Source organism: Rubripirellula lacrimiformis (assembly GCF_007741535.1).
GTDB lineage: Bacteria > Planctomycetota > Planctomycetia > Pirellulales > Pirellulaceae > Rubripirellula > Rubripirellula lacrimiformis.
In genome coordinates this window covers 3408332-3425676 of the sequence record NZ_CP036525.1, presented here as the reverse complement: position 1 = coordinate 3425676, position 17345 = coordinate 3408332, and the positions used below count along the sequence as shown (strand labels likewise).

The window sequence follows — 17345 nt, the reverse complement described above, 5'->3', positions numbered from 1 at the left end:
ATCCCTGCCCACGTACAGCGGTAGCGTTGCAATCTTCCACGTAGCTCGGTGAATCAAAGCTTGCCGACCTCTTGGCGGAACACTTGCAAATGAGCCAGGTTGCCCGACATGGCGTGAACATTCAACAAGCCGTTTAGAACACGTTTCAGCCATTTGCCCGCCACATCGGTCGGCGAGTGACGGTGAAGACGAGCTGTCTCGCGCACACCGGGTAGCCTGAGGAATCCGCTTCGTTTCCGTGACGGGGCGCGGTTCCGATCAAATAGTTTGGGGATCATCTTCGCTGGAGCCTTTATTCGACTGAATCTACGGAAAATTCAGCACCCGCGTTGTTCGTCTGTGTTTACGATCCTACGCGCTCTTCAGGCTCCCCACCGACGTTCCTGTCAGCGTTGCCTGTCACGGGGCGCCTCGATGGGACCAGCAATGGGCGCTTTTCGTGCCCCCACCAATTTGAGGTGTGTCCGCAAATTCGTTCTTCGGATTTAAAGCCCCGAGGACGGGGCAACGGGCTGTAAATCCAAAAAACGAATTGGCTTGCGTTATCCATTTGCGTGGGGGCGTTTTTGGCGCCCACAGGTGGTTTCTTTTCGAGCGCCCCGTGACAGTTGCCCCCCTGTCGGATCCGCAGACCGTCCTCGCACTTAGCCACAACCGCCTCTGCACCGTGAACCGAGGCGATCTCCCGATTCTCGCCTTGGGGATTTCGAGGCATGCACAGGTTCACAGACTCCACCATGTTCAGGTATCTGGACAAATCTTTTCCAGCGACGATGGATACTCCCCAAACCGTTCGACCATTCGGGAAACTATTCGGGCGAACAGCAAATCGGAAAAATTTTTTCTTGCTTGCCATTTGCGTCGGTAGAACCGCAGGTTCCTGGCCGTGGCAACGGATGGCAATAGCGTGTTCGGACGGAATTTGCCCGAACGCTGGGACATAGGTAGAGGCCTGCATTTCGCGGGCCCATCAAACCTTTGGAGTCCCCATGTCGAAAGTTACGAAGTTAGTCGGTCAAATTGAGGCTGCGGAAATTCTCGAAATTAGCGAGTATCAGCTGGTAGTGCTGACGGCGCCGGACGGACCGATCCCCTGCTTCCGAATGTCCGGTTTCAACCTGTATTCAGTTGACGATTTGAGTGCCTGCCAGACTTGGCTCGAGCTGGCTGAAGAAGGATTCCCCGAATCGGACACCGATTTTATCGAACCGAAGGTCCTTGAATGGATCCTGGCTGGAAAGGAGAAGTGCAATGACGCAACTTCCTAAACAGCCGCCTTCTGATGTGGCCATGTCCGTTGACGATGTCGCTACCTTGCTCCAATGCTCGCCGGCTCACGTCCGGCGTCTTGCTGACTCGGGGCGAATGCCACGTCCCTTCAGGATCGGACGGCTCGTCCGCTGGGAACCCAGTGCCGTTAGGGCGTGGATTTCGGATGGATGCCCAAAGATCAGGAAAGGAGGCCGCCGATGAGTTCTTTGATTGAAAGAGCCAACCGGGAATCGGTTGGTCGTTGTGGCGAGGTCATCGCCGCGTTAACTCCACTCCCGTCGACTGTGATCCAAAAGGGGGCTGAAGATCATCCGTGTCCGGTTTGCGGAGGAGACACGGTCATATGGCCCGCAGAAGGAAATGCGAATGACCATGGACGAATCGCTTGCCGAACCTGCACGGGGGATCAGCCCACTGGCGATGTGGTTGCAACAGTCGCCGCGTTCGCCGGCACAAGCCAAGGCGACGCAGCAAGGCGTATTGCTGAGTTCCTGGACGGTTCGGCCCATCCACTGGCATCGGATCGTTCAGAAGCCACGAATGACATCGTTGACCGAGTCGCTAGGGCGAAGGGAATTGATGGTGACGTGCTGCGTCGCTTCGGCGCCACTTCGGCCAAACGAGGCGGGCGTGATGTGGCGAGGATCCCCGTTTGCAACGAGCTTGGCGAAATCCATTCTCACTTCGACCTCATTGCCGATCCTGGCGATAAAGGAAAGTTCAAGCAAGGTGCCGGCAACTCGGGATTGTTTTTTCCCGGGAAGCTGCCTTGCCCTGGTGAGGTTTGGGTAATCGTTGAAGGTGTGAAGGACGCTGCCGCGGTATCTGGCCTCGGCTACAACGCGTGCGGATTGCCCACGTCGACGCTGAACGAGAAGTACGTGAGGTTGTTCGCTGGCGTGACAGTCATCCTGGTTCCAGACCTTGATGCAGCTGGTCAAAAAGGTGCCTTGGGTGCTATCGAACAGCTCAATGGTGTTTCAGCATCGACGACCAAGGTACAATTGCCCGGACCGATTGTGGGCAAAAAGGGCAAGGACGTTCGTGACGTCATTGAACGCGATGGTGCAAACGTTGTGCAACGTCTGATTGACGAGGCTTTGGCTAACAAGCCTGCGCCCAAGGCACAGCGCACGGCGATCGACGGAAAAGGCGATCAGGCCACTTCTGTTGAGCCTGTGGGACCGCCGTTTGGTTCCATTCGTTCGACCGGGGATTCTTGGCTGCGTGATTCAACCAATCGGAATGAGAATTACCTGGCTACGAAGTTCGTTGACGCCTGCGGAAGTGAGTTTCGATACGTTCGAGGCTGGCACAAATATCTTGTCTGGGATGGCAAGAGGTTTGTTGTGGATGTTGGCGACACTTTGACACTGGGTGCCTGTCGACGATTTGTGCGTAATCTTTGGAAGAGCTTCACTGCGATTGCCAGTGACCTGACCGTGAGTCGAGAGCAATGCTCAACGGTTCGGCAGTTCTGCAAGTCGTCCAATCGAGCCAATGGCATCAAGGCCATTTTAGAGCTTGCGAAAGCGGATGATCGGGTGCAAATTTCGCATGATCATCTGAACCAGGATCCAATGGTCTTGAATCTTCTCAATGGGACCTACGACTTGAGGACGGCAAAGCTTCGGCCGCATCAGCAGCAAGATTTGTTGACGCAAGTAGCCGACGTCGAATTCGTTGAGGACGCCGAATGTCCGCGTTGGCGGGAGGCGATGATGCTGATCTTCCGAGAGGATGAAGGCTTGATTCGTTACGTTCAGCAAATACTTGGCTATTCGCTTGCGGGGAATCCCGGCGAACACATTTTGCCCATTGCGTACGGACGAGGATGCAACGGCAAGTCGTTCGTTTGGAATGCCGTACTGAAAATTGCTGGGGACTACGGCTTTGTCGCCAACGAATCGCTGCTGCTGGGCGATAAGCCTGGACATCCGACCGAGAAGGCAAGTCTGTATCAGAAGCGGATTGTGGCCATATCGGAACCGGAGCGTGGCAGCCGGATGCGTGAATCGAGGGTGAAGGAACTAACCGGCGATTCCGTCATTACTGCTCGGCGAATGCACGAAGACTTCTGGACGTTTCCTCGAACCCACACCTTCTGGCTATCGACGAATCACCTACCGCAGGTGACGGGAACCGACGAAGCCATCTGGCGTCGCATCAAGGTCATTCCGTTCGAGGTTGATCTTCGTGAGCATGTCAATTTGGTCCCTGATTACCACCGCGTGATCGTCAACGAGGAGGGCCCAGGAATTTTCAATTGGCTGATGGCTGGCTATCGAGACTACGTGCGGCATGGATTTGTTGAGCCAGAATGTGTCGTCAAAATCGGTTCCAGTTATCGGGGCGGTCAAGATCCATTGGGTAGCTTCCTAAAAGAACGCTGCCGGATTGACGAGACTGCCACGGTTTCCAGTGCGGAAATTTTCGACGCCTACAAGCGTTGGGGTGGTGAGTTATCGAAGACAGCATTTGGAAGAGAACTTACCGATCGATTCGAAAAGCTGTCTCCTCGATCCGGGCCCTATCGAGATAAAGTCGCCTATCGCGGCATCTCGATGGCACGCTCTGACGAGTAACGTCTTGGGGTAACTTGGGGTGGGTGTGTTCTGTCTCTCTTGCGGATTGACCAAATCGAAGAGGGGCGGGATTAGCCCACCCCAAGCCTGCCTTTTGGGCGTGACGATGTCACGTTCCGAAACGCGGCGTTTTGGGGTGACTTGGGGTGGGTATGTTCTGTCTCTCTTACGGATTGTCCAAATCTAAAGAGGGACGGGATTAGCCCACCCCAACCCTCCCCATCGGCGTGAGAAATTGCCGAGCGAAATGAATCATATGAGGCAGCGATTCAACCAATTGAATGTCTACGCGGCAGCACCGGAGCTGATTGAGCGGACTTGAGGGGGGGGGGATTCCTTTCCGCTGAGCGAAATGGGCAAAACGAGAATCGCAGTCCCCCTAAACGGCACTTTGCCGACCGGAACTGCCATGAAACGCATACAAAACGCTACTTTTCCGTGGTTTAATAGGCGTTAGGTGGCAATCCCCTGAACAAGCCAATGAACCAACAGATTCACAGCATCCAGGCACAACAAATTCTGATCGCACCAGGCGATCTTGCTTTTGATCACGACAGCTAGACTTACTGCACACATGAGGGACAAAGATGGCAGCTCTCTTAAAAAAACAGACAACGCGTCCGATGCCTGCTAATGCGAAAATCGTCACCCGCAAAGGCAAACAGATCGCACAATGGAAGACTCGAAGCGGCAAGAAACGCACGGCCGAATTGACGACCGGCAGAGACGGCTCCACACGGATCAAGACCGAAGCAGCCACCTGGACAGCGAAGTATCGCGACGGCGTAGGTGTGATTCGCGAAGTCGCGACGGGTTGCCGCGACAGACAGGCCGCCGCAGCCATACTGAAGGAATTGACCGACCGGTCCGAACTGGTCAAAGCCAAGATTCTATCGCCGGATCAGGACAAGGTGGCCGACCACCAAAGGACGCCGGTTGCCGACCACATCGCCGCATACATCGGCTATCAGCGCGATCGGGGACGCAACGCCCATCACGTCAAGAATTACGAAACGCGACTGAATCGTTCGGCCAACGAATGCAATTTTCGTTGGTTGTCGGATCTGAACGCCGATCGGCTGGAAAAGTGGTTGTCGGTGCTGACTGAAACACCCAAGGCGGCAACCGAAGGCGAGCATCCAGAGCCGCCGAAATTGATTTCGGCATCGGTCTACAACGGCTATATCGACGCGTGGGTTGCGTTTGGAAACTGGTTGATCGGCAAACGGGTCAACGGTCACCGCTCGAACATGCAGGGCGAAAAACGGATGCTGGTCAACCCATTCGGTGGCATCGGCAAGCGGGACACCAACCAGGACCGCCGCCGCGTTGCTCGGGCACTGACCGAAGATGAAATGTCGCGGCTGCTGCAATCGGCACGGGAACGTCCCGTCATTGCTGCCGAAACCGTTCGACGCGGGCCCAAGAAGGGCCAACGGGTGATCGTGCTGACCGATGAACGCAGGGCCAAACTGGAGCGTCTGGGGGCGGAGCGAGCGTTGATCTACAAAACCGCGATCCTGACCGGATTGCGAAAAGGGGAATTGAGATCGATGACGGTCGGCGATTTGTCCTTTGGCGACGTTTCGTTCGTCAAACTAAAAGCCGGCAACGAAAAGAATCGACAGGGTTCGACGCTGCCGATCCGGTCTGACTTGGCTGGCGAACTGCGGAAATGGACTGCGGACAAATCGCCTTCCGATCGGGTGTTCCATGTTTCATCGAGTTTGACTGACATTTTGGACAAGGACCTGGAAGCTGCTGGAATCCCCAAGATCGACGACGAAGGCCGAGTCGTTCACGTCCATGCACTGCGACACTCGTTCGGGACTCACTTGTCCCGGGCCGGCGTGACCCCTCGAGTTGCTCAGGCGGCGATGCGACACAGCAATATCAGCTTGACGATGACGACGTACACCGATCCGCGATTGCTGGACACGGCAGCTGCCGTCGAATCACTTCCAGATTTCGACCGCCCGCGAAAGGTTGCACCATTGGTTGCAACAAATTCAGGGGACGGACGCAAACTAGGGGGCATTGCTGCTCATTTGGACGATTCTGCCGACATCGGGAAATTCCGGCGGAGCATAAAAAAAACCCCGTGAATCACGGGGTTTATCGGATGCGGCCGAGAGGACTCGAACCTCCACGGGATTAACTCCCACTAGGCCCTCAACCTAGCGCGTCTGCCAGTTCCGCCACGGCCGCGTTGTCGTGTCGATCTTTCTGGGCCGGGAAAGTGTCTCAGATTGCGGTGGCGCGTCAACGCCCCGGCCGACGTGTTTTTGCCGTCGCCGGCCCCCACCGGATTCGGATCGGATTCCCATCGCTGCCGCTGTGCCGGGCGATCGGCCGCAATCAACGGCGTTTCGGGCCCCGAAAGCCGGGTCGATGCGGGGATCGACGTTGACCTTGACGGCCGCTTTGCAGAGAATCCGGGGCAAGCCATTCTAGCCGCCGCAATTTGCCTCCTTTTACGCACTGATTCATGTCATCGACCGCCGCCGAACTTGATCTCGGCCAATACTGCCGTCGCACCGCCGATGCTGCCAAAGCTGCTTCCTACGAACTGGCGGCCTTGGACACCACCATCAAAAACCAGTGGCTGATCGAGTCGGCCGCTGCCTTGGAAGCTGGCACCGAAGCCATTTTTGCCGCCAACGAGCTGGATTTGGCCGCTGCCCCCGGCTACGGACTGAGCGAGGCCGCGGTCGACCGACTGCGCCTGGACGCGGCACGAGTCGCCGGGATCGCCACCGGCCTACGCGAGATCGCCGCATTGCCGGACCCCATCGGCGAAGTCATCGATGGATTCACGCGCCCAGGCGGCCTACAAATCTTGAAGCGACGGGTCCCGTTGGGCGTCGTCTTTTTCATCTACGAAAGCCGCCCCAACGTCACCGCAGACGCGGCGGGAATCTGTGTCAAAAGCGGCAATGCAGTTATTTTGCGTGGTGGCAAGGAAGCGATCCACAGCAGCCGTGCGATCGTCGACATCCTGTCGGCAACCGCGGTTCGCTGCGGCGTGCCTGCCGATGCGGTGCAATTGGTCGCGACCACGGACCGCGCAGCGGTCGGCGAATTCCTGTCCATGGGCGATGCCATCGACGTGACGATCCCGCGGGGCGGCGAGAGCCTGATCCGGCGAGTGGCTCGCGAGGCGACCATGCCGGTGATCAAACATTACGACGGCAACTGCCACGTTTACGTCGACGCCAGCGCCGAGGTGCCCATGGCCGCCGCCATCATCCAAAACGCCAAGTGCCAACGCATGGGCGTCTGCAACGCGTGCGAGTCGCTGTTGATTCACGCCGGCATCGCTGCGGAAGCGCTGCCGGAAATCGAAAAGAAACTGGCCGAGTACGACGTCGAGATCCGAGCCGATTCGCGGGCGGCCAAGCACCTGACGAATTCCATCCCCGCCACCGACGACGACTGGGGCACCGAATACCTGGGTCCCAAGATCAGCGTCGCGGTTGTCGATTCGATGGACCAGGCGATCAACCACATCAATCGCTACGGGTCGCATCACACCGATGCGATCGTGACGTCGGACCTGCGATCGGCCGACGTGTTCACCACGCGAGTGGACAGTGCCGCGGTGATGGTCAACGCCAGCACCCGGTTCAATGACGGCAGCGTGTTCGGATTGGGCGCCGAGATCGGCATTTCGACGGACAAGTTCCACGCTCGTGGCCCCTGTGGGCTGCGTGAACTGACCAGCTACAAGTACGTGGTGCGAGGCAACGGGCAGGTTCGCGAGTGAGAATCGTGCAAGGAAGAAGTGTCGTCCAGTCCTAAGCGGTTGTTCGAGAGTCGATTCAGAAACCAACAAGACGCGGAGCCCACCGGCCACGTCATCCCAGCGTTACCGATGGAAGGGACACGGATATGTCCGATGAATCACTGAGTCAGAACCAAGTCGAAAGCCTGCTGAAGGCGATGGAAACGGTCGAGGGGGCTCCCGCGAAACCGCAACCACCCAAGTTCAGTGATGAGAAGAGTCCGACCGCGGGCCCGCGCGCAGCCGCACCGGCCAGCGCCGCACCGCGCGTCACCGCGTACGACTTCAAGCGGCCCGAGCGTGTCGGCAAGGACCAGATGCGGGCGATGCACTCGCTGCACGAATCGTTGGCCCGAAACTTTGGTGCGTCGGTATCCGGCATGCTGCGGACGATGATCGAAGTGAAGCTGCTGAGCGTCGACCAACTGACTTACAGCGAGTTCGTTTTCAGCTTGGACAACCCCAGCTGTTTCAACGTGCTGAAACCTGAACCGCTCAACGGCAACTGGATCCTGGACATCGCTCCCACGCTTTCCTACGCGATCATCGATCGGATGTTGGGCGGCGACCCGGATCCCAACGAAGCGGTGCGACGTCCGCTGACCGAAATCGAAAACCGGCTGATCGGACGCGTGGTCGACCTGTTCCTAAAACGGCTGACCGAAGCCTGGGAGAACATCGTCGAATTGGACCTGGAGGTCGAGAAGGTCGAAAGCAACCCACAGCTTGTGCAAATCGTGCCGCCCAACGAGGTCGTGATTTTGGTCGGGTTCGAGATCCTGTTGGGCAAGAATCGGGGCATGATGAATCTGTGCATCCCGTTCAACACGATCGAAAATTTCAATTCGCGGCTGTCGCGAAACGGATGGGTCGGATACGGGAAAGCGTTGCCGACCAATGAGTCCCGCGGCCGCATTTCGACCAGCATGAATGACGCGCCGGTCGACATTGTGGTGACGCTAGCCAGGTCCAAAATTCGCACAGCCGATCTGTTGGAACTAGCCGTCGGCGATGTGATCACGACCGAGAAGGAAGTGAATTCGCCGCTGGAGTTGGCCGTTCAAGATGTGCCGAAGTTCAACGCACGCGTCGGTGCGTTCAAAGGCAAGAAGGCCGTTCGCATCGAATCGGTCATGGAGATCAAACGACTGCCCGAAGAGCCGCCCACGGAACCCTAGTGGCCGGTGGCGTCACGGTTCGGAGCGGTTTTTCGTAGCGAAAATCGCCAAGAGATTCGGTTTGGTTTCGTCAGGAATCGGGGGTGATCGATAAACGGATCATGGGGTGGGATGGCCGAAAGTCTTGGCGACTTGCGCTACGGAATGATGCGTGGGGATGGCCGAAAGTCTTGGCGACTTGCGCTACGGAATGATGCGTGGGGATGGCCGAAAGTCTTGGCGACTTGCGCTACGGAATGATGAGTATGGCCGAAAGTCTTGGCGACTTGCGCTACGGAATGATGCGTATGGCCGAAAGTCTTGGCGACTTGCGCTACGGAACGATGCGTATGGCCGAAAGTCTTGGCGACTTGCGCTACGGGGTGATTTGTGGACATCCGTGGAGCGGCTCACAGTGACCAGCTGCGGTGCAGAGCGATGGGAGGGCACACGGACGGCCGTAGAACGCCGTGGACGCCACAGGGGACGGACCAGACGGTTCGTCGACGTGACTGGACCGAGCATTGCCCTCGTCTTTGCCTCGACTGCGGAAACGACCCCAGGACACTCAGTGCTGAATGAGTGTTCTGGAATGCCGCGTCGGAGCCCCCGGCAGAGATGGCGGAATCAAGATCCTGCTATCGATCTTTTTGGGGGGGAAGAGAGCAAGAAAACGTGCAAACCCTTGGTTCAATCGGGGGCGGCACGTTCCTGTTTCCTCGCCAACGAATTCGTTGGTCAACTTCATTGGGCGAGGCGCAATTCAATATCGTTTGCAACAGTCGCGGCCCGCACAGCGAGCCGGTCAACCATCGCAGATCAAGGTCAGGCCTTAGGCCATTTCCTTCAGGCCCTTCAAAGGACGGATCGACAGCTTCTTGCTAGCTGGCTTTGGCTTCAACCAGATTTCTTGGCCATCGGCAGGGTTGCGTCCTTTTCGCTTTGGCTTGGCTGGAACGTCCTTCAGGACGATCTTGCACAGGCCAGGGATCGCGAATTGGCCAGGGCCACCTTTGGCAAGCGACTTGGCGATTTCGGCAGTCAGAGCGTCGAAGACGGCTGCGACGTCCTTCTTCGACAGTTCGGTTGATTCTGCGATGTTAGCGAGGATCTGGGTCTTGGTAGGGGCCTTCGGAGCAGCTGCTGCTTTTGCCATGAGAGAAAACCTTTTCGAGTAGTGTTGAGAGTGTCTTAGATGGTTTCGACGCGATCAGCCGGCGCATCGTTGATCGCTAAGGGCAAAGTGTTATGTCCCCGTCGCCATCGTTGCAACCCGGCTTGACGCAAAAAAGCCCACGTTTTCCGGGGATTTTTGCGAGCCGCCATCATCTGGAACACACCCAAAAGTGTCGATTTAGACGACTTGACACAGCCAAAATGGTCCCTCGGCCTGCGTCGTTGGCCCGTCCATGAGCGTTATGGACGGGCGTTTATCAGCCCCCCAGCGGTCGCCGCCGAGGGTGCCAGAACCTACAAATTGCTGCTGTGCAGACGGTCAATGGCGTCGATTCCAAGCGACTCGCTGTCGGCCATCGCTTCGGCAGATGGCGAGATCACGGTCAACGAATCGGCAACCGATTGCATTGCGGAATCAACCGAAGATGCGTCGACAATCTTGTCCTGATCGATGGCCGACTGGCCCTGATCGTCCGGTCCGGATTCGACCCACAAATCGCCTTCTTCCAGCGGCAAAACAGCCGCTCGGCTATCGGCCGATGCCGACATCAACGCCGGGACAAAGGCGTCGGCAACGGTGACACTTTGTGCCGCAATGGACTCGCCCTCGGCCTGCGAATCACCGAGCAACCACTGGCTAGAGGCCGCCGCAGCGGAGGCGGTTTCCTGGCTGGCAGACTCCGGTGCAACCGCTTGCAACGCCTGGGTACTGGATGATCCTGTCGTGGTCGTTGTGGTGGTCGCGCTGGCCGCGGTGTCGGGGTTGAACACGACCTCGTCTTCATCGACGCTGACCCGATAGAGCTGCAGATCGCCGGATTCGCCGCGAGGCTGGACGTTGCGGTTGTTGATCGTCGTCAAGGTCGTGGTGACCTTGGATGCCGCCGACGCACTGTCATTCGTCGTGCCGCGAATGGTCACGTTGGTACCATCGGAACTGAGCGAAACGCTGGCTTGATCGATCACATCCATCTGTGCCGAAGGGACCACCAACACACCATCTTCGCCCGGTGAAACGGCGACCAACAGCGATTGGCGAGACGAACGCCCCATCCAATCGCGAAGCGAGATGTATTGTGCCTTCAACAGGCCCAGTTCGATGTTGATGGTCGCGTCACCATCGTCGGCGCCGCTTTCGATCGTGATCGTTTGCGACTGGGACGCATTCTGCAGGAACGGGATCGCGGGCACGTTGACGGTGTAACTGCCGGGCAGCACGGTTGTCGAAATGCTTCCGTTGGCGTTAAACGCTAGCACCTGTTCGACCGTTTCGTTCAACAGGTTGGTGCCGGTCAACGTCAAACCGTTGATCGTGCCTTGGATGCCCGAACCGAACTGCACGACGATATTCCGCTCGGCATAGTCGGCGACGTTCAGCGTCAGCGTACCGGTGCTGGTCAGTGAGCCATCGCTGATCGAATAGGTCATCGAATCGGTGCCGACAAAATCGCCGCTCGGTGGCGTGTAGAAAATGGTCCCCGAGGCTGCGTCGATTCGAACCGTGCCGCCAGCGGTTGTCGTCGTCGACGTGCTGGTGGCAATGGTCAACGTTTCGCCAGCGTCCACGTTGGCGGGCAATTCGGTCAATCGGAACACCACGAACTCGGTCGCTCCGCCGCGATTGATCGGCACCGTTTTGTCCAAGATGGGCGGTGCATCGTTGGCTGCGGTGACGGTGAAGGTCGCCGTACCGGTTGCGACCCCGCCACCGGTATCGCGAATCGTGTATGTCACCGTTTCGGTGCCGTTGAAATTGGCGGCCGGACGATAGAAAAACTGCGAACCATCGCCGCTGATGCGAACGGTCCCGCCCTGGCTGGGCGTGCCGACGGCGCTGAGCACGAACGACTGATTGTCGACGTCTCGAGTATCGTTGGCCATCACGTCGAAAGCGGCCTCGGCAGCGTCTTCGGTGACGGTGAACGAGTCGCCGATCGCGGTAGGCGGATCATCGGTCGATTCGACGGTCAGTGAAACCGAACCCTGATCTGTCGACGTTCCATCGCTGATCGTGTAGGTGAACGAATCCGTTCCCACGAAACCGGCTGGCGGCGTGTAGCGAACCGAGCCACCACCGGAGACGATCGACACGGTACCACCGGCGGTGGTTGTCCCCACGGCGGTGATTGTCAACGTTTCGCCGGTGTCTGGGGCGAAGGAATCATTGCTTAGCAGGTCCAGCGCGTTGTCGGTCGAATCCTGCTGGACGGTCAGCGTATCGTTGTTGGCGCTGGGGGCGTCGTTGACCGGTGTGACGGTCACCGTGACGCTGCCAGTTTCTTGGATCCCAGCGCTGTCGCTAGCCCGATAGGTGAACACTGCGGTGCCGTTGAAATCGGCGGTGGGCAGAAACTTCAGCACGCCACCGGTTAGCGTCACCGTACCGCCGGCGGCAGGCTGGGTGACCGAAACGACGGACAGATTTCCGGATCCAGTGATGATCGTATCGTTGGCCAACACGTCCAGGGTGGTCGCGGCGCTGTCTTCGGCAACGGAGAACGTGTCGGGGTTGGCATTGAACGATTTGCCCACGGTCAGCGAGACGTTCCCATAGGCGACGTTGTCCGCCGAAACCTGGTTGTCCTCGCCGAAGATCAACACATCACTGTCGCTTTCGTCCGCCGGTTCGCTGCGAATGTTGACGATACCGCTGGCCAGCGCTTCCATCCGCACCGTTGCGATCAAGCTTTCCGCTTCGTTGCTGGCGACAATCCGGTTATTGACTGCCCCCAATTCGTCGATCAATCCGGCTTGAACGGTGCCCTTGGGGACGACGGTAAAGTCGTCGCTGTAATCGATCGTCGATCCAGGCACGACGCGAACCAAGTTGTTGTCGAACAGGACGTCGGCGTAGGCGGCATAGATGCCGGGTTTGGTGAACGATCGAGCGTCGACGCCGATCAGGTTCAGCAGGAATTCTTGGCCCACGGCGATCGACGTGATCACGTTGCCTTGCAGGTCCGTCACTTCCAGTTTGATCTCGGCGACCGGTTCGCCCGCGACATTCACGGTTAGATTTTCGGTGCGAGTGTTCCCAGCGGCATCCGTCAGGGTCAGCGTGAACGAGTTGGTGCCCAATTGAGCGGTGGTGGGGGTCCAGTTGATCACGCCGGTTGCTGCGTTGATGGTCGCCCCGGTGGGGTTGGCGGTCAACGTATAGGTCAACCCGTTGCCCTCTTCGGGGCTGATCAAATCCGTCACGTAGCTTCGGCCAACGTTGGCCTGGGTGGCTGCACTGGCGATCACCGACGCCGGGCTGGTGGTGTCGTAGACCAACGACAGGGCCGACGAAAGACCGCTGGTCGTGGCGGCGACGCGTTGGCGGGCAGCGATGGGATAGGTCCCATCGCCCAGTGCGGCGATGTTGTTCGTGGTGATGGAAACCGTGGTTCCAGAGGCGATGGCGGTTCCCACAATCGATCCGGTCGCGGTGTTGACCAGTTCGACCGTCGCACCACTGGTGACTCCGCTGACCTGGAAAGTCAACGAGCCCGCGTTGGTGATGTTGTCGATATTGCTGGTACCAGTGTCGCTGCCGGTTTGCAGATCGACCGCGGTCGGAACGGCAACCACATTTTCGCCTTCGATGGTGAAGGTCAAACGTTGATTGTCGTCGGCCGTTTGGCTGGAACTGATCGCGGTATCGCTGACACCGACATCGACCAGGATGGTGCCCGTGAATCCGCTGGCCGGTGTGACCGTGACCAAGCCCGTGGACGAGTCCACCGAAACGGTCCCATTGGCGGTCGACGAAGCCGATCGTGCGGTGTAGAAGACCGAATCGCCTTCGACGTCGACGCTGGAGAGTTGCAGCGTAACGGGTTGGCCAGCGGTGCCGGTGATTGGCGAGGTGATCTTGTTCAGGAACGGTTGGCTGTTCTCGGAATCCGCCGTGACCGTGACGGTACTGGTCTGGCTGAATGTGTTTCCGTCTGCATCGGTCACGGTAAACGTGACCGTGGTGGTCCCCGTTTTATTCCCGATCGGTTTCAGCATCACGACCGAGTTTTCGGTGTCATTGAACACATCGATGGTGTCGATGATGACGTCGTTGATCGGTTTGTTCTGAGAGCTATTGTTGACAGCGGTTTCGCTGATGGCTTCACGGACATCAAACCCTTCGACTAACTGGCCAAAGATCGAATGGTTGAAGTCCAAGAACCGAGTCGGTGTCTCGGTGATAAAGAACTGGCTGTTGTTGGTGTCGTCGGCGCTTTTGGCGAACGACAGCACGCCTTCGCGATTGTGTTGCAGTTCGGGATGGAATTCGTCATCGAAATTGCCCAGGGTCGAACCGCTGGTGCCGGTGCCGGTGGGATCACCAGCTTGGATGACAAAGTCGTCAACGACACGGTGAAAGATGATCCCGTCATAGAATCCCGATTCGGCCAAGTCGGCGACTCGTCCCGATGCCGTGGGTGCACGCTGTTCGAACAGTTCGAACACCATGTCGCCGTACCCTTGCAGGTCGATTCGGATCGACCGGTTGCCCGACAACACCGACGCTTCTAACAGAGTCGGATCGGCAACCGAGACGGTGACCGTCAACGGGCCATCGCCGGGGTCATAGGCATCGATGGGAATGTGCATTGGGCTGCCGGTCTGGACCGTCAAATTGCCGATCGGTTGAAACGACGGCGTATCGCTTTGCGGAATCGGGACGTTCGCCGTTTGGCTTAGCGTCGCCAAACTCTGGACGCCCACCAAACGCGTTCCGCTGGGGAAATCCCAGGTCGGAAACTCGCTGATCCCTTCGGCGGTCCCGGTCGCATTCAGGCTGCGGTCCGGATTGGTGACTTCGACAAACGGCAAACTGTGCTGCCCGTCACCGAAGAGTTGTTTTTGGGACGTGCATGCCGGGCACCAACCGGCACCATAGAAAACGACGCCTGCATCGGCCAAGTCTTTGGCAAACTGGACCAGGTCCGGGGCCGATTCACCCTCGGCGGTGGTCGTGGTTTGCAGGCCACTGCTGGAACTCTGGACACTGGTTTGGCTATCCATCGCCGCGGCTGCCACGCCGTCGCCATCGGTGAATAGCAGATCCATGTCGCCGGCCATCAATTGTCGCTGTTCAAGCGATTCCAGCAGCAGTCGTCCCTTCTTGGGGTTGGGAGGGCTGGACTGGCCGAGGATGAATTTTTCGAGCAAGCGACGAACACCGCCGGTGGAGGCCGAGGAATCTGACTTAGCTTGGGAAGAACGCATCTGGAATCTCAGAATTTCGAGCGATTGAGCATTTTTGACGAACGTGGTCCACCAGCATTCTCTGGTGGGCACGATGGATGACGTTTTGCCGTCTGCAAGGACGCAGAATCCGGCTCAGGTCGGGTAGTCATCGGGTTGAATCGGCACCGCATAAGCGGCAGGACAAACAAATCCGCTGTAGTCCCTACCATTTAACATTTGCTGCCAAGGGGCTGCATTTCCCCCAATTCGATAGGGGCCAAAACGCGATCGTTTCAACAGTGCCGGAACCAATTATCCGCGACAGACGGGTGCAAGTGGCGACGAGACGAGGACGGATCGGCCCGGTCAACCGCTGCAAATCGGCCTGCGATGGCACGAAATCAGCCGATTCCCGAGTCTTCCACCGGTCAGGCTTTCGACGCCCCGACCAGCCCTCGTGTTCCCCACTATATTTTGGCCGTCCCCGAGACGCACCCAAATGAAGCCACGGTTGCTGGCTTCGGTCGATCGCCCGGTAGGGCAGGGGCGTTTGAGCGGGTCGCCCGGTCGTCCCGGTTATCCGGAGAGAATGCAGCGATCCGGCGGCAGTGCGAGCCGGCGATTTTGGCGGAATTTCGTTGCGGAATTTCGTTGCGAGACTCGCCAAGAGTTTCGGCCCTGGATGGTGGGAGACGCCGAAAGTCTTGGCGACTTGCGCTACGGGACGATGCGGTTGCGCGAAAGTCTTGGTAGCGAGACTCGCCAAGAGTTTCGGCCCTGGATGATGGGGGATGGCCGAAAGTCTTGGCGACTTGCGCTACGGGATGATGCGGTTGGTCGAAAGTCTTGGTAGCGAGACTCGCCAAGAGTTTCGGCCCTGGATACTGGGGACACCGAAAGTCTTGGCGACTTGCGCTACGGGATGATGCTGTTGGTCGAAAGTCTTGGTAGCGAGACTCGCCATGAGTTTCGGCCCTGGATGATGGGGATGGCCGAAAGTCTTGGCGACTTGCGCTACGGGATGATGCGGTTGGTCGAAAGTCTTGGTAGCGAGACTCGCCAAGAGTTTCGGCCCTGGATGATGGGGGATGGCCGAAAGTCTTGGCGACTTGCGCTACGGGATGATGCGGTTGGTCGAAAGTCTTGGTAGCGAGACTCGCCAAGAGTTTCGGCCCTGGATGATGGGGGATGGCCGAAAGTCTTGGCGACTTGCGCTACGGGATGATGCGGTTGGTCGAAAGTCTTGGTAGCGAGACTCGCCAAGAGTTTCGGCCCTGGATGATGGGGACACCGAAAGTCTTGGCGACTTGCGCTACGGGATCATGCGGTTGGTCGAAAGTCTTGGTAGCGAGACTCGCCAAGAGTTTCGGCCCTGGATGATGGGAACACCGAAAGTCTTGGCGACTTGCGCTACGGGATGATGCGTTTGCGCGAAAGTCTTGGTAGGGAGACTCGCCAAGAGTTTCGGCCCTGGATACTGGGGACGCCGAAAGTCTTGGCGACTTGCGCTACGGGATGATGCGGTTGGTCGAAAGTCTTGGTTGCGAGACTCGCCAAGAGTTTCGGCCCTGGATGGGGGACGCCGAAAGTCTTGGCGACTTGCGCTACGGAATGATGCGGTTGGTCGAAAGTCTTGGTAGCGAGACTCGCCAAGAGTTTCGGCCCTGGATGATGGGGACACCGAAAGTCTTGGCGACTTGCGCTACGGGATCATGCGGTTGGTCGAAAGTCTTGGTAGCGAGACTCGCCAAGAGTTTCGGCCCTGGATGGGGGATGGCCGAAAGTCTTGGCGACTTGCGCAACGGGATGATGCGGTTGGTCGAAAGTCTTGGTAGCGAGACTCGCCAAGAGTTTCGGCCCTGGATGGTGGGGATGGCCGAAAGTCTTGGCGACTTGCGCTACGGGATGATGCGGTTGGTCGAAAGTCTTGGTAGCGAGACTCGCCAAGAGTTTCGGCCCTGGATGATGGGGGACGCCGAAAGTCTTGGCGACTTGCGCTACGGGACGATGCGGTTGGTCGAAAGTCTTGGTAGCGAGACTCGCCAAGAGTTTCGGCCCTGCGGAATGTGTCAACGACATTGAGACAACTTTCTAAACGGTTCAGTGATTGATGCCAGCGCACTTGGGGGCCAGCCCCCAAACCCCCGGGATTTTTTCAGGCATCGCTCGGGTGTTCAAAGGTGTTTTCGGTGGTAAGGTTGA

At 58.1% G+C, this 17345-nt stretch carries 14 protein-coding genes and 1 tRNA gene; 10 read left to right on the top strand and 5 right to left on the bottom strand.

Annotated features, from left to right (window positions below; all coding sequences use genetic code 11):
- Window positions 1-53: 53 nt before the first annotated feature.
- Window positions 54-206, bottom strand: coding sequence for a hypothetical protein (locus K227x_RS30510; RefSeq protein ID WP_218933955.1), 153 nt, complete (start codon window positions 204-206; stop codon window positions 54-56).
- 783 nt (window positions 207-989) lie between these two features.
- Between K227x_RS30510 and K227x_RS12105 the strand changes: the two genes are divergently transcribed.
- The 4 genes from K227x_RS12105 to K227x_RS12090 all read left to right on the top strand — a co-directional run bounded on the left by K227x_RS12105 (window position 990) and on the right by K227x_RS12090 (window position 5962).
- Entirely contained in the window at window positions 990-1268 is a 279-nt protein-coding gene (locus K227x_RS12105) for a hypothetical protein (RefSeq protein ID WP_145169745.1), read from the top strand.
- On the top strand, window positions 1252-1473 hold the full coding sequence (locus K227x_RS31585; RefSeq protein ID WP_145169744.1) for a helix-turn-helix transcriptional regulator: 222 nt from the start codon (window positions 1252-1254) through the stop codon (window positions 1471-1473). Before K227x_RS12105 ends, K227x_RS31585 begins: the two co-directional genes overlap by 17 nt.
- The gene (locus K227x_RS12095; RefSeq protein WP_218933954.1) at window positions 1470-3857 is read left to right on the top strand and encodes a phage/plasmid primase, P4 family; all 2388 of its coding nucleotides are present in this window, start codon (window positions 1470-1472) and stop codon (window positions 3855-3857) included. The genes K227x_RS31585 and K227x_RS12095 overlap by 4 nt, the downstream gene beginning before the upstream one ends.
- A gap of 587 nt (window positions 3858-4444) precedes the next feature.
- Window positions 4445-5962, top strand: coding sequence for a tyrosine-type recombinase/integrase (locus tag K227x_RS12090; RefSeq protein WP_145169740.1), 1518 nt, complete (start codon window positions 4445-4447; stop codon window positions 5960-5962).
- Window positions 5963-5980: 18 nt separating this feature from the next.
- On the opposite strand, the gene K227x_RS12085 is transcribed toward K227x_RS12090, so the two are convergent.
- A tRNA-Leu gene (locus K227x_RS12085) sits at window positions 5981-6065 on the bottom strand.
- Between the two features lie 280 nt (window positions 6066-6345).
- Here K227x_RS12085 and K227x_RS12080 point away from each other — a divergent pair.
- The 3 genes from K227x_RS12080 to K227x_RS12070 all read left to right on the top strand — a co-directional run bounded on the left by K227x_RS12080 (window position 6346) and on the right by K227x_RS12070 (window position 9217).
- The gene (locus tag K227x_RS12080; protein ID WP_145169739.1) at window positions 6346-7623 is read left to right on the top strand and encodes a glutamate-5-semialdehyde dehydrogenase; all 1278 of its coding nucleotides are present in this window, start codon (window positions 6346-6348) and stop codon (window positions 7621-7623) included.
- 125 nt (window positions 7624-7748) lie between these two features.
- Window positions 7749-8819 carry a flagellar motor switch protein FliM gene (fliM, locus tag K227x_RS12075; protein ID WP_145169737.1) on the top strand — a complete coding sequence of 357 codons (1071 nt, stop codon included), beginning with the start codon at window positions 7749-7751 and terminating at the stop codon, window positions 8817-8819.
- Between the two features lie 203 nt (window positions 8820-9022).
- Window positions 9023-9217: a hypothetical protein gene (locus K227x_RS12070; protein ID WP_145169735.1), complete on the top strand. Its 195-nt coding sequence runs from the start codon at window positions 9023-9025 to the stop codon at window positions 9215-9217.
- Window positions 9218-9630: 413 nt separating this feature from the next.
- Here K227x_RS12070 and K227x_RS12065 read toward each other — a convergent pair whose 3' ends face one another.
- The 3 genes from K227x_RS12065 to K227x_RS30505 form a co-directional block, all read right to left on the bottom strand.
- Window positions 9631-9954 carry an HU family DNA-binding protein gene (locus tag K227x_RS12065; protein WP_145169733.1) on the bottom strand — a complete coding sequence of 108 codons (324 nt, stop codon included), beginning with the start codon at window positions 9952-9954 and terminating at the stop codon, window positions 9631-9633.
- 314 nt (window positions 9955-10268) lie between these two features.
- Window positions 10269-15182, bottom strand: coding sequence for an Ig-like domain-containing protein (locus K227x_RS12060; protein WP_145169731.1), 4914 nt, complete (start codon window positions 15180-15182; stop codon window positions 10269-10271).
- A gap of 778 nt (window positions 15183-15960) precedes the next feature.
- The gene (locus K227x_RS30505; RefSeq protein WP_218933953.1) at window positions 15961-16107 is read right to left on the bottom strand and encodes a hypothetical protein; all 147 of its coding nucleotides are present in this window, start codon (window positions 16105-16107) and stop codon (window positions 15961-15963) included.
- A 24-nt stretch (window positions 16108-16131) separates the two neighbouring features.
- Between K227x_RS30505 and K227x_RS12055 the strand changes: the two genes are divergently transcribed.
- The 3 genes from K227x_RS12055 to K227x_RS12045 all read left to right on the top strand — a co-directional run bounded on the left by K227x_RS12055 (window position 16132) and on the right by K227x_RS12045 (window position 17225).
- A complete protein-coding gene (locus K227x_RS12055; protein WP_218933951.1) occupies window positions 16132-16293 on the top strand; it encodes a hypothetical protein in 162 nt (53 codons plus the stop codon).
- Window positions 16294-16331: 38 nt separating this feature from the next.
- Complete coding sequence (locus tag K227x_RS12050; RefSeq protein WP_145169729.1) at window positions 16332-16523, top strand: hypothetical protein; 192 nt, start codon at window positions 16332-16334, stop codon at window positions 16521-16523.
- Window positions 16524-16667: 144 nt separating this feature from the next.
- Window positions 16668-17225, top strand: coding sequence for a hypothetical protein (locus tag K227x_RS12045; protein ID WP_145169728.1), 558 nt, complete (start codon window positions 16668-16670; stop codon window positions 17223-17225).
- The last annotated feature ends 120 nt before the right edge of the window (window positions 17226-17345 follow it).

What these genes read in the sequence shown, in the direction of transcription:
- K227x_RS31585 (WP_145169744.1), top strand. Translation starts at nt 1,252, where the DNA reads ATGACGCAACTTCCTAAACAGCCGCCTTCTGATGTGGCCATGTCCGTT.
- K227x_RS12060 (WP_145169731.1), bottom strand. Translation starts at nt 15,182, where the DNA reads ATGCGTTCTTCCCAAGCTAAGTCAGATTCCTCGGCCTCCACCGGCGGT.
- K227x_RS12105 (WP_145169745.1), top strand. Translation starts at nt 990, where the DNA reads ATGTCGAAAGTTACGAAGTTAGTCGGTCAAATTGAGGCTGCGGAAATT.
- K227x_RS12090 (WP_145169740.1), top strand. Translation starts at nt 4,445, where the DNA reads ATGGCAGCTCTCTTAAAAAAACAGACAACGCGTCCGATGCCTGCTAAT.
- K227x_RS30505 (WP_218933953.1), bottom strand. Translation starts at nt 16,107, where the DNA reads ATGGCGAGTCTCGCTACCAAGACTTTCGACCAACAGCATCATCCCGTA.
- K227x_RS12095 (WP_218933954.1), top strand. Translation starts at nt 1,470, where the DNA reads ATGAGTTCTTTGATTGAAAGAGCCAACCGGGAATCGGTTGGTCGTTGT.
- K227x_RS12055 (WP_218933951.1), top strand. Translation starts at nt 16,132, where the DNA reads ATGGCCGAAAGTCTTGGCGACTTGCGCTACGGGATGATGCGGTTGGTC.
- K227x_RS12065 (WP_145169733.1), bottom strand. Translation starts at nt 9,954, where the DNA reads ATGGCAAAAGCAGCAGCTGCTCCGAAGGCCCCTACCAAGACCCAGATC.
- fliM (WP_145169737.1), top strand. Translation starts at nt 7,749, where the DNA reads ATGTCCGATGAATCACTGAGTCAGAACCAAGTCGAAAGCCTGCTGAAG.
- K227x_RS12070 (WP_145169735.1), top strand. Translation starts at nt 9,023, where the DNA reads ATGGCCGAAAGTCTTGGCGACTTGCGCTACGGAATGATGAGTATGGCC.
- K227x_RS12080 (WP_145169739.1), top strand. Translation starts at nt 6,346, where the DNA reads ATGTCATCGACCGCCGCCGAACTTGATCTCGGCCAATACTGCCGTCGC.
- K227x_RS12050 (WP_145169729.1), top strand. Translation starts at nt 16,332, where the DNA reads ATGGCCGAAAGTCTTGGCGACTTGCGCTACGGGATGATGCGGTTGGTC.